The organism is Vibrio profundi (assembly GCF_043642225.1).
GTDB lineage: Bacteria > Pseudomonadota > Gammaproteobacteria > Enterobacterales > Vibrionaceae > Vibrio > Vibrio profundi_A.
On the sequence record NZ_JBHZSF010000021.1, the window covers coordinates 42,994 to 55,202 of the forward strand.

Here is a 12,209-nt window from a genome sequence, read left to right on the forward strand (position 1 = left end):
AGAGATAGGCCTAGGCGTAAATTTAATCGATGCAAGAATAACAGAAACTGGTCTAACCTTTTAATGGAAATAGTCATATTAGGGTTAAGTTTGTAGAAAATCATTCATCGACTGATTGAGTATAGAGTGAAAAATGGTCAAAAAACCAAACACAGGATTTAAACGTCTATATAAGGCAGTAGGCTTTTCCTGGAAGGGCTTAACGGCTGCGTTTAAAAATGAAGCGGCATTTCGTCAGGAGCTTTTGTTGGCTTTAATACTCGTCCCAACCGCTTTTTATTTGGACGTAACTCAGTTAGAGCGCATTCTGATGGTGGCTGTGATTGTACTCATTCTGGTGGTTGAGCTGATTAATACCGCGATAGAGGCCGTTGTTGATCGAATCGGCAGTGAGCATCATGAACTGGCGGGAGTTGCAAAAGACACAGGCTCAGCGGCGGTCTTTGTCTGCATGCTGCTAGCGTTCTACGTTTGGATAGAAATACTTTTTCTATAGTTTTGGCAAAATGAATTAAAAAACAACCAATTGCTTTGCTTTTGTCCACTTACTGGATATACTCACAGTTAACTGTATAAAAAGACAGGTGACTCATGAAGCCGTTAACGCCCCGCCAGCAACAGGTTTTCGATCTTATCAAGCGTAAGATTGAAGAATCAGGAATGCCTCCAACACGTGCTGAAATTGCTCGTGAATTAGGTTTCCGCTCTGCAAATGCTGCAGAAGAACATTTAAAAGCGCTTGCTCGTAAAGAAGCGATTGAAATTATACCGGGTGCATCTCGCGGTATTCGTATCTTGCTAGAAGATGCGGCAAACGATGAAGAAGAAGGTTTACCGTTAATTGGTCAGGTTGCGGCAGGTGAGCCAATCCTTGCTCAAGAACATGTGGAAGCACACTACCAAGTGGATCCTGGTATGTTCAAGCCTCAAGCGGATTTCTTACTGCGCGTAAATGGCGAGAGTATGAAAGACATTGGTATTATGGACGGTGACTTACTGGCTGTGCATAAAACACAAGATGTGCGAGACGGACAAGTAGTTGTGGCACGTGTCGATGATGATGTCACGGTAAAAAGACTTGAGCGTAAAGGTGCGACCGTTTTGCTGCACGCTGAGAACGAAGAGTTTTCACCCATTCAAGTTGATTTAACTTCACAGCACCTTGCGATTGAAGGTATTGCAGTAGGTATTATCCGCAATACCGATTGGATGTAATACCCACATTAAAATAGAGATTGATATTCATTCTCATTAGCTTGAAGTTGTAATTGATATTCATTATCATCTTCTTTATGGTGACATAAGGAAGATGATGATGCCCCGCCAAACGAAATCCTCTCAAAACAAGCTGACTTCTAGCCAGCGAGATCAACAAGCGTATCAGGTGCCAGCCAGTTTGGTACAACCTTTATGGTTCCGCAGCCGTGAAAGCTTAGTTGATAATGGTTTGGTGTATGACCCTATTGCTGCACAAGCCTGTACTCGGTGTAAACTTGCACCTGAGTGTTTGTCTGGTGATGTTGATCAGCAGCAACTTCTTCATGCGACCTTAACTCAGTTATGCGACTCTCAAATTCGTTTGTTCCTTTCTCTTCATCCTGATGCTTGGATCATTAATGTGGGTGCCGGTTTAGATACGCGTTTTTATCGTATTGATAATGGGCGTTGTCATTGGGTTGAGTTAGATGTCACCGAAAACTTGCTGTGGCGTCAGCGTTTGTTCCATAAAAACGAACGTTATCAACTGAAATGTGGCTCGGTGGAAGATATCGATTGGTTGGATTCACTTCATATACCTGAGCAAGCACCAGTTATGATTGTGTGTGAACATGCATTATTGGATTGTTCGGAGCAGCAAGTTGCGCACTTTGTTCAAAACTTAAGTCGCCACTTTGTCCATGCACAAGCTTGTTTAGTGTTAGCCGGTGATAAAAGCTCGACTTATGTAGGGCAAAAACTTGGCTCAGCCCAATATCAGCATGGTTTGGCTTCTCCTGCGGATAGTGTACTAAATTGGTTGCCCTGGGCTCAGTGGGTGAAGTCGTTTTCTCCGTTAGAGCAGCAGTGCAGCAGATGGAAACTATGGCAGCGCTGGCTCTGTAAACTGTCCCAATTTAAAAAACGTTTAACACCACAGCTTGTTCAAGTTAAATGGTAGTGCCGCTATTTAGGCTAAGTTAAACTGTCGCCTCTACTAAAGAGGTGCCTGTGAACCAGTCAATTTTCCAAACCTTATCTAATCGAGCAATGCACAAGCGCGTGTTATTGCTCGCTATCCCCATGGTCCTTTCAAATATTACGGTTCCGCTTCTTGGCCTAGTGGACGCTGCTGTGATCGGACATTTAGATCACGCTTGGTATTTAGGCGGCGTGGCACTAGGTAGCACTATGATTAGTGTGACGTTCTGGTTGCTGGGCTTCCTTCGTATGTCGACAACAGGCTTAGCGGCACAATCGTTTGGGGCGAGTAATCATCAACAGTTGGGGCTTGTCTTCGTCCAAGGTATGACAATGGCGATGAGCTTTGCCGCTGTCTTCTTATTGTTGCATGGTGTGGTTGCCGAAAGTATCTTCAGTCTTAGCGACGCCAGTGAACAAGTAAAAAAGTATGCTGATCAATACTTCTCGATACGAGCCTGGAGCGCTCCTGCGGCGTTGGCGAACTTTGTCATCCTTGGTTGGCTTTTAGGTGCTCAAAATGCAAAAGCACCGATGTGGATGGTGATCGTAACCAATACCATGAATATCGCGTTAGATCTTTTATTTGTTATCGGTCTAGGTTGGCAGGTTGAAGGAGCAGCCCTAGCATCGGTAATAGCAGATTACTCTGGAATGGCTTTTGGCCTGTATTGTGTGTGGCGCATTTGGCATAAGAAACAGCTGCCGTCTCCGATATCGTTATTCAGCAAAACAACTCAAGGGCTCATGCGATTCGTTAAGCTGAATAGGGACATCTTTCTGCGTTCTCTATGCTTGCAAGCGACTTTTACTTTCATGACTTTCCAAGGAGCAAGCTTTGGGGATGATGTTGTGGCTGCCAATGCAGTGTTGATGAGCTTCTTGATGATCATTTCCTACGGTATGGATGGTTTCGCTTACGCGATGGAAGCCATGGTAGGAAAAGCAATAGGTGCGAAAGACAGGCAAGAGCTGAATCAATCATTGATAGGTACGTTTTTCTGGAGTTTGATTATCTGCCTTTTACTCACCGTCATTTTCTATGTCTTTGGATCGACTTTGATCCAGATGATCACTTCTATTGCTTCTGTTCAGCAGCAAGCGGAGCTGTACATGCCTTGGCTGGTGGCGATGCCAATGGTATCAATGTGGTGTTTTCTACTGGATGGTATTTTCGTTGGAGCAACCAAAGGCAAAGATATGCGTAATAGTATGTTTATTGCGACATGTTGTTTTTTCGGGGTTTTCTATTTAGCTCTCAGTTGGCAAAACCATGCGTTGTGGCTCGCGATGTTGAGTTTTATGGGGATGCGAGGTGTTGGATTAGGAGTGGTGTTTATCTCTCAATGGCGAAAAGGAGAGTTTTTGGCTTAGTCTTTCTGATAGCCAAACGAACAACAGCAAGCTCGAGGCTTGCTGTTGTTATACCTAACGACGCATTACGTTGGGTTAGAACAATCGATTCAAACCGTTTAGTGCCGCAACGCGGTAGGCTTCTGCCATTGTCGGGTAGTTAAACGTGGTATTGACGAAATATTCAATCGTGTTGGCTTCGCCTTTCTGCTCCATAATGGCTTGCCCAATGTGAATGATCTCAGCGGCACGCTCACCAAACACATGGATACCTAAGATCTCTTTGGTTTCACGGTGGAACAGGATTTTAAGGCTGCCGATGTCTTTGCCTGCAATTTGTGCACGCGCTAAGTGTTTAAACGAGGCTCTGCCGACTTCGTAAGGCACTTTTGCTGCAGTCAGTTCTTGCTCTGTTTTACCAACCGAACTGATCTCTGGGATGGTGTAGATACCGGTTGGAATATCTTCAATTAAGTAACCTTCCGCTTTCCCGTGAACGATGGCTTGAGCAACAAATCGACCTTGGTCATACGCCGCACTTGCAAGGCTTGGGTAGCCAATCACATCACCAACCGCGTAGACATGGTCGATAGACGTTTGGTAGTTGCTATTTACAGCCACTTGGCCACGTGAATCCGCAGTCAATCCAACCGCATCTAGATTTAGCTTATCAGTATTACCCGTCCGTCCGTTAGCATACAAAATACAGTCCGCTTTCATTTTCTTGCCTGATTCTAAGTGAATCACCACACCATCATCAGTGCCTTCAATCTTTTCAAAGGTTTCATCATTACGGATAACGACACCGCTGTTCCAGAAGTGGTAGGAAAGTGCATCAGAGGTTTCGTTATCAAGGAAAGAAAGTAAGCGATCTCGAGTGTTAATAAGGTCGGTTTTCACTCCTAAACCACGGAAGATAGAAGCGTACTCACAACCAATAACGCCAGCACCATAAATAATGATGTGCTGAGGATCGTGCTTGAGAGAAAGAATCGAGTCACTGTCGTAGATACGCTCATGCAAAAAGTCGACATTGTCTGGCTGGTAAGGACGAGAGCCTGTCGCAATAACGAACTTGTCGGCGCTGTATAGTTCCTCAGTCCCATCACTTTGCATAACTGAAACGGTATTTGAGTCTGTGAACTTGGCAGTACCAAAGATTAAGGTACATGAGTTTCTGTCATAGAAACCTTGGCGAAGTCGAGTCTGTTTGTCGATAACAGATTTAGCGTGGCCAAGGATGTTCGAGAAAGTAGAGTGTAGGCTGGTATTGTTGTTACAGAAGAGAGGGTTGTTATTGAATTCGATAATACGGCTAACAGCATGACGGAGTGCTTTTGAAGGGATGGTTCCCCAGTGCGTACAACCACCACCCACGCTGGCTTCTTTTTCAATAATCGCGACATTCAATCCGGCTTTGGTTAATCCCATCGCTGCCCCTTCACCGCCAGGGCCACTACCAATTACGATCACATCAAAGTGATTAGAATGCGGCATAGTCTTCTTCCTTGTTATATTTGTTTAACATTGCTTTAGCGAGATTTTAACTCATTCTGTAGGGGGATAAACGAAAAGCGAACGATAAGAGTGGATGTGATCACGCAGAATTGATGAAAAGTTCTATTTGGTATGTTGTATGTCTCCAAATTGCAGTCGGAAGATTGAAATTAAGTCAGTGAACGTATTTACTGCGTGGCGTGAACCAAGAGGGCGCGGCAATGTCTTATATCTCGAGAATGCCTTATAAAAGAAAGGGATTCGCGTTATATTTAAAAGAGACTAAAACGCACCTTTTTAGGCTGTAACAAAAGAAGACTGAACTAAGTATGAAACCGATGGGAATTCGCGCACAGCAAAAAGAAAAAACACGCCGAAGCTTAATTGATGCAGCATTTAGCCAACTTAGCGCCGATCGCAGCTTTTCGAATCTAAGTTTACGAGAAGTTGCTCGAGAAGCTGGCATTGCGCCTACATCTTTCTATCGACACTTTAAAGATATGGATGAACTGGGTTTGACCATGGTGGATGAAGGAGGCTTATTGCTTCGTCAACTCATGCGTCAAGCAAGGCAGCGCATTGTAAAAGAAGGCAGTGTGATTCGTACCTCGGTCGAAACGTTTATGGAGTTCATTGAAAGTAGCCCAAACGTATTTCGATTATTATTGAGGGAACGTTCGGGTACATCATTCGAGTTTCGTACAGCAGTTGTTCGTGAAATACAGCACTTTTCTGCGGAGTTGGCAGAATACTTAATTACGACAGGGATGACGCGAGAAGAAGCTTTTACTCAAGCAGAAGCATCCGTTACTTTAGTATTCAACTCAGGCGCAGAAGCTCTAGATTTAGATCGACGCGAACGCGATGAACTCGCCGAGCGATTGATCATGCAATTGCGAATGATGGCCAAAGGGGCTTATTGGTATCGCAAAGAACGTGAACGTAACCGATTAAAAGGCGGGATTGAATAATGTCGAATGAAAATAATACATTGAACCGTGGCTCAGAAAGAAAAACATTAGTGTTGGCACTGATTGCAGGTATGTGTGGTGACGCATTGTTGTCTTGGGTAACAATGAGTGAAGTCTCTTTCTCTATTTTCCCATTGATTGCACTGGTTCTATCTGTACAAGCACTTTACCAAGAATACTTAAATAACCCAGTGTCAGAAGACATTCCATTGGTTGGTTTGGCGTGTTTCTTCGTGGGCGCATTTGGGCATTCTGCTTTCGTAAAAGCGCAACACCCAGAAGCAGGGTCTAACTTCTTTGCGATTATGGTCTCAATGCTATTACTGGCTTGGGTGGGCAAGAAACTCGGGTTCATCGCTAAAGCTGCCTAAACGGTACCAGAATAAAAAAAACGAGCCAATTGGCTCGTTTTTTTATACGCCTCTAAAATAGTAGGCTGGTAATTAAGCTTTTCTCTCTAAGAAAACGCCAGCTTCCATATGGTGGGTATATGGGAATTGGTCAAATAAGGCAAAACGCGTGACATGGTGGGTTTCGCTCAGGATATCTAAGTTTTCTTTTAGAGTGTCTGGATTACAAGAGATATACATAATACGTTCATAGCCTTGCACCATTTTACATGTGTCTTCATCCATTCCTGAACGAGGTGGATCGACAAAAATGGTATTGCAGTTGTAACTCTTCAAATCGATGTTTGCTTGCTTTAAGCGGCGGAACTCACGCTTACCTTCCATTGCTTCGGTAAAATCTTCCGCCGACATGCGGATGATTTGAACATTATCAATGTTGTTTGCAGCAATATTGTATTGTGCTGATTCAACGGATGGCTTCGCTAACTCAGTTGCGAGGACTCGTTCGAAGTTTTGAGCCAATGCTAAAGAGAAGTTTCCGTTACCACAGTAAAGTTCTAATAAGTCACCTTGGCTTTCTTGAGTACAGTCTACCGCCCACTCCAGCATTTTCTCTGCGACTTTACCGTTTGGTTGGGTAAAGCTGTTTTCCACTTGTTGGTAGATATATGTGTTGCCGTTTACGTTGAGTTTTTCGATTACGTAATCTTGGTCTAACACAATTTTCATTTTACGAGCACGGCCAATCAGGTTTAAGTTGAATCCTTCATCGTTCAACTGCTGCTTTAGTGCTTTTGCATGCTCGATCCACTCATCATCCAGTTGGCGATGATAAAGCAGAGACACCAAAATCTCGCCGCTAAGCGTGGATAGGAAATCTACTTGGAACAACTTATGACGCAGTGATGGGTTATCCTTCATCGAGTCGACTAGTAGCGGCATTAAATCATTAATAAGACGGCTTGCAGCAGGGAACTGATCCACTCTGTATTTTTCTTTAGTCTCTTGATTGAACATCACATAGTACATGTCGTCGCCTTCGTGCCAAACACGGAACTCAGCACGCATGCGGTAGTGTTGCTCCGGGGATTCGTACACTTCCAGTTCAGGCACATTGTATTGTGCAAACATCTCCGTTAGACGCGCTGTCTTTTCAGAAAGTTGCTCTTGGTAGCGTTGTGGGTTTACATCTAAAGTCGCCATTGGGTTGCCTTTTGCTGTCGTGCATTCAAATCAAGAGCGCAGATTTTATTCAATCCTAAGCACTTGTCCAGTGCTGTTATGTAATCCGATTAAATCGCGTACTAAAAACTATAGCTTATACCAATCTTTAACTAGACAAAGTATCAATAGCTTAATACTATCCCCGCCAAGCTGGTGCCATTTTAGATGTATAGATGGCTGAAGAGGGAATCTGGTGCAAATCCAGAACTGACGCGCAGCGGTAAAAGAGAACGAATATTCAATAGACACTGTTTATAGAGTTAAGCGGGAAGTCGAATATAAGGTAACCATTGGGTTGTGCTCTTGAGTCCGAATACCTGCCAGCAACTAAGTCATATCTAATGACTTGGTAAGGAATTTACGCGACTTAGGATAACAACATGAACAAATCCCTTTTAGCGATTGCCGTTGCATCGCTGCTTACCCCTATCTCTTATTTACACGCCCAAGAAGCATCCGCTGATGAAACCATGGTGGTCACAGCTAACCGTTTTGAGCAGCCATTAAGTGACGTTATTGCATCCACAACTATTATCTCAAGACAAGAGATTGAAGAAACACAAGCTAAGTCATTAGTTGATATTCTAAAAAGAGTACCAGGTGTTGAAGTTGCTCAAAATGGAGGTAGAGGGCAGAACGCATCTATTTTTATGCGTGGATATAACAGTGACCATGTTCTGGTATTAATCGATGGTGTTCGAATTGAAACTTCAGCTGGAGGAATTAGCTTCAACCATATTCCGGTAGGGTTGATCGAAAGAGTTGAAGTTATACGTGGGGCTGGTGGTGCACTGTACGGCTCAGATGCAATGGCTGGTGTTATTAATATCATTACTAACTCTTCTCAAGCTGAGGAAGTCACAACATTAACCATCGGCGCAGGTAGTGATAGTCAAAAAGAAGCAAGTTTTGCAACGGCTCAAAAATTGTCTAATGGAGCTATGTTGAAACTAGCTGGTGGTTTTGAAACAACAGATGGCTTTGATATTAGAGATCCGGCCACGAATCTAAATTATGGTTACGAAAGCCAAAATCTGTTCGCGGGATATTCACAAAATATTACAGACTCAATAACTGGTTCTTTGTCTTTGCGTTGGTTTGATAGCCTTGCAGAGTATGATAGTGGCGGTAAGAATTATGGATATACCGAAAATCTTAGTTTGACAGGTGATCTTAGCTATCAAGGCGAACAGCTGAACTCAGTTTTCCGTGTTAATCAGCAAGCCATTGATGACTTGGATTACGATGAGTCAGAAGGGAAGGATAACGCTGGGACGAAAAAAAATATCGACCAGACAAGTGTTCAGTTCCTTAACTTATATTCTGTCAATGATGTTATAGCATTAGGTGCAGGCGCCGATTGGAGAAAAGAAGAATTAAGTGATGACTCGGTCGGCTATGGATTGGAACCTTTAGCTGGTGAATCTCAAAGTACTACAGGGGTGTACGTTTCCGGTAATATTTCATACGAGTCTCTGATACTTAATGCGAGTGTGAGAGGAGATAAGCATGACAAGTATGATGAATACACAACCTGGTCGGTTGGTGCGGCATATCAATTAGTCGATAGACATCAAATTAGGGCGAATGTAGGTACAGCATTTAAAGCGCCAAGCTATTCAGATTTATCAAGTAACCCTGAGTTGGAGCCTGAAGAAGCGAAGAACCGTGAGATTGGTTACGTGGGCCAATTCGATTTGTTTAAGCTGGAAGTAACAGCTTATGATAATGATGTAGATAACTTAATCATTTGGTATGAAGGCTCACCTTGGTGGTATGCGGAAAACGTGGATGCTGAGCTTAAAGGTTTAGAGCTTATCGGTGAATTTGAAACTGGCCTGGTTAACCATACCGTAGTAGCTGAGTTTAAGGATCATAAAGACTCGAAAGGGGTTCAATTAGCAAAGCGTGCTGAAGAAAACTATAAATGGTTGATCGATGCCTCGATAGAGGACTTCGATTTTAACCTTACTTACACTTATACAGGTGAGAGATTAGGTAACCCAAACGAAGAGTACAAAGCTGATAATATTTTGCCTTCTGTAAGCCTTTGGGATACTTCAGTTGGCTATTGGGTTAGTTCTGAATTGGTTGTGAGAGTTAGAGTTGATAACCTGACGAACCAAAAGTATCAAACTGCATTAGGATACAATGCACCTGAGCGTCGCTATTTCGCAAATCTAGCTTATCAATTCTAATTATTCAAAACCGCCTCCGGGCGGTTTTTTGTTATCAGGTTCGTCTATGAAAAAAAACGTTGTCATTAGTTGGTCTTCAGGCAAGGACTCGACCCTTACATTAGAGCGACTTTTAGAGCATCCCGAATATCAAGTGATAGGGCTGTATACCACGTACGTAGGAAACGAAGTGCCGTTTCAAGTTACTCCTTTAGAAGTGGTGGGAATGCAAGCCCAGCTCATTCGATTACCCTTAATCACGATTGAGTTGCCAGAGGTATTCCCATCAAATGAGGTATACCAGTCGACCATAGTGAATGCATTGAAAGATTCGAAGTTGCCGATTGATGCCGTCGCGTTCGGAGATATGTTTTGTAATGGCATTGCAGATTATAGGAGAAGTTACATTGAGCCTGCCGGGTGGGAGTGTGTGTTTCCCTTATTGGGAGAATGCAGCACAGATCTAGCGCTAGAGATCATAGATAGAGGAATACATACTTACTTAGTGACGATAGATAGTAATGTTCTCGATGGGGCTTTATGCGGCAAACGCTTCAATCGTGAATTACTAGACGTGTTACCTAACAATGTTGACCCTTGTGGGGAAGATGGCGAATTCCACACACTTGTGACATCTGCACCTTGTTTTAAAGGAAAGCTTGAGATTGAACTGACAGAAAGAGAAATCGGAGAGCGATTTATCCACCAACGTTACCAAGCACGTCTTATCGAACACATCGATTGATTGCGAATTGTTCTTTTCAGAGTATTATTGCGATGTTCTAAATGATGGGTAATCACTGTGGTAAGCAATCGCATAAAAAATGTATTGGTATTTGATTCAGGCGTTGGTGGTCTTTCTGTTTATCAGGAAATCAAACAGCAGATGCCACACTTCAACTATACCTATGTGTTTGATAATGAGGCTTACCCATATGGTGAATTAGCACCAGAAACATTGATCAAGAGAGTGTCAAAAGTCGTTTTGGACTTTGTGGAGCTTCATAGCATTGATGTGGTCGTGATTGCCTGTAATACCGCGAGTACAATCGTATTGCCGACATTAAGAGAACAACATTCAATTCCTATTGTCGGAGTGGTTCCCGCCATCAAGCCGGCTTCTTTATTAGCCAATAAAGCGGTCGGGCTAATTGCAACCCCAGCGACAGTTACCCGCCAGTATACTCACGATCTAATCAAGAGTTTTTCTAGCGAAACAAATGTTGAACTCCTTGGCTCAACTCGGCTGGTGGATATGGCAGAAGATAAACTGCGAGGCATCGAAGTCAGTAAAGAGGAGCTCGTTGGTATTCTAGAGCCGCTGGTTAACCAAATCGACGTGGCTGTTTTAGGCTGCACCCACTTTCCGCTGATTCGGGATGAGATTCAGGGCGTTTTGGGGAATGAAGTCATATTGGTTGATTCAGGGAAAGCAATTGCGAATCGAGTGAAAGATCTGATGCAAGTAAAAGGGACAGGTGAAAAAGAGGGGAGTAGTCAGATTTTTTGTAGTGCGCCTCCTATAGAAGAAAGCGCACTAAATTACAGTTTGAAGCAGCTAGGCTTTACGCCTGTCCAGATTCATCCGCTTCAGGGTGTTTAGGATCATTAGCAACCCGGACTTTAAGAGTGCGTTGCATATAGTCTTTATCATTCAGTGCTGAAATTGCATTTTGAACATCATCGCTTGCCATAACAACAAAGCCAAATCCTCTTCTTTTACCAGTACGTTTGTCTTTCATTAAACGTACTGCAAATACTTCACCGTGCTCTGAGAATAATTCGCGAACATGTGACTCATTTGCTTTATAAGGTAAGTTGCCAACATAAAGCGTTTTAGTGGATGCTTTAGGTTCTGAATCTGTCTTTGTATTAGTGCTTGAAAGGTTTGCGATAAAAGCGGAAGCCAAGACACCGATAATAAAGGTGATAGCAGGTGATATTGCCACCTGTGAGAATACTATGCCGCCCAGTACAGCTACTGTGACGATTAGTAACATCGATTTTTTAGAGTTCATATTTGAATACTACATATTAATAAACGAAATAGACGCATCTACCATTAACAAAATAGACACATGAATCTTACGTTTATGGTTTGCAATTTTCCAACATATTGCTGTGATATGTTTCAAATGTTTAGTTTTTATTCGAAAAATGCCGATTTGGTGGCATTTTAAGCGAACAAAAACTTATTTTAAAAAAGCCCTTGCGCTTAGGTTCGATCTCTCTATAATGCCGCCTCACCGACACGGAGTGAGACGAAAGTCACACAGCGAAATCGGTAGAGAGAAAAGAAGTTGAAAACAACGCTTGACTCTCAAAACGGTGCGAGTATAGTACGCACCCCTAGCGAGTGAGAAGTGAATCACAAAACGCTAGAAGCTCTTTAACAATTTAAACCTATCAATCTGTGTGGGCACTCGTTGATGACTATCAAAATTGATTCTTAGGAATCA

12 protein-coding genes and 1 riboswitch are annotated in these 12,209 nt (G+C 43.0%); of the genes, 9 read left to right on the forward strand and 3 right to left on the reverse strand.

The features are described 5' to 3' along the window. Window positions 1-133 precede the first annotated feature (133 nt). From ACHUFI_RS21155 to dinF, 4 genes are all read left to right on the forward strand, one after another. On the forward strand, window positions 134-496 hold the full coding sequence (locus ACHUFI_RS21155; RefSeq protein WP_394252800.1) for a diacylglycerol kinase: 363 nt from the start codon (window positions 134-136) through the stop codon (window positions 494-496). 95 nt (window positions 497-591) lie between these two features. Beyond that, window positions 592-1,215, forward strand: a complete 624-nt coding sequence (gene lexA / locus ACHUFI_RS21160) for a transcriptional repressor LexA (RefSeq protein ID WP_394252802.1) — start codon at window positions 592-594, stop codon at window positions 1,213-1,215. Window positions 1,216-1,315: 100 nt separating this feature from the next. Further along, complete coding sequence (locus ACHUFI_RS21165) at window positions 1,316-2,158, forward strand: class I SAM-dependent methyltransferase (protein ID WP_394252816.1); 843 nt, start codon at window positions 1,316-1,318, stop codon at window positions 2,156-2,158. A gap of 89 nt (window positions 2,159-2,247) precedes the next feature. Next, complete coding sequence (gene dinF, locus ACHUFI_RS21170) at window positions 2,248-3,552, forward strand: MATE family efflux transporter DinF (RefSeq protein ID WP_394252817.1); 1,305 nt, start codon at window positions 2,248-2,250, stop codon at window positions 3,550-3,552. A gap of 75 nt (window positions 3,553-3,627) precedes the next feature. On the opposite strand, the gene sthA is transcribed toward dinF, so the two are convergent. Beyond that, on the reverse strand, window positions 3,628-5,028 hold the full coding sequence (sthA, locus tag ACHUFI_RS21175; protein WP_394252803.1) for a Si-specific NAD(P)(+) transhydrogenase: 1,401 nt from the start codon (window positions 5,026-5,028) through the stop codon (window positions 3,628-3,630). 329 nt (window positions 5,029-5,357) lie between these two features. Here sthA and fabR point away from each other — a divergent pair, with 329 nt between their 5' ends. Both fabR and ACHUFI_RS21185 read left to right on the forward strand, forming a co-directional pair. Next, window positions 5,358-5,999, forward strand: coding sequence for an HTH-type transcriptional repressor FabR (gene fabR, locus ACHUFI_RS21180; protein WP_137359756.1), 642 nt, complete (start codon window positions 5,358-5,360; stop codon window positions 5,997-5,999). Then, complete coding sequence (locus tag ACHUFI_RS21185) at window positions 5,999-6,370, forward strand: YijD family membrane protein (protein WP_394252805.1); 372 nt, start codon at window positions 5,999-6,001, stop codon at window positions 6,368-6,370. Before fabR ends, ACHUFI_RS21185 begins: the two co-directional genes overlap by 1 nt. A gap of 72 nt (window positions 6,371-6,442) precedes the next feature. On the opposite strand, the gene trmA is transcribed toward ACHUFI_RS21185, so the two are convergent. Beyond that, entirely contained in the window at window positions 6,443-7,552 is a 1,110-nt protein-coding gene (trmA, locus tag ACHUFI_RS21190) for a tRNA (uridine(54)-C5)-methyltransferase TrmA (protein WP_394252807.1), read from the reverse strand. A 155-nt stretch (window positions 7,553-7,707) separates the two neighbouring features. Then, window positions 7,708-7,912, forward strand: a riboswitch (cobalamin riboswitch). A 41-nt stretch (window positions 7,913-7,953) separates the two neighbouring features. Here trmA and ACHUFI_RS21195 point away from each other — a divergent pair. The 3 genes from ACHUFI_RS21195 to murI are packed head-to-tail and all read left to right on the forward strand — an operon-like array spanning window position 7,954 to window position 11,353. Further along, on the forward strand, window positions 7,954-9,771 hold the full coding sequence (locus ACHUFI_RS21195; RefSeq protein ID WP_394252809.1) for a TonB-dependent receptor domain-containing protein: 1,818 nt from the start codon (window positions 7,954-7,956) through the stop codon (window positions 9,769-9,771). 46 nt (window positions 9,772-9,817) lie between these two features. Further along, window positions 9,818-10,495, forward strand: coding sequence for a Dph6-related ATP pyrophosphatase (locus ACHUFI_RS21200; protein ID WP_394252811.1), 678 nt, complete (start codon window positions 9,818-9,820; stop codon window positions 10,493-10,495). A 57-nt stretch (window positions 10,496-10,552) separates the two neighbouring features. Beyond that, window positions 10,553-11,353, forward strand: coding sequence for a glutamate racemase (gene murI / locus ACHUFI_RS21205; RefSeq protein ID WP_394252812.1), 801 nt, complete (start codon window positions 10,553-10,555; stop codon window positions 11,351-11,353). Here murI and ACHUFI_RS21210 read toward each other — a convergent pair. Continuing rightward, window positions 11,316-11,768 carry an RNA recognition motif domain-containing protein gene (locus ACHUFI_RS21210; RefSeq protein WP_394252814.1) on the reverse strand — a complete coding sequence of 151 codons (453 nt, stop codon included), beginning with the start codon at window positions 11,766-11,768 and terminating at the stop codon, window positions 11,316-11,318. The two genes, murI and ACHUFI_RS21210, sit on opposite strands and share 38 nt — an antisense overlap. Window positions 11,769-12,209: the final 441 nt, after the last annotated feature.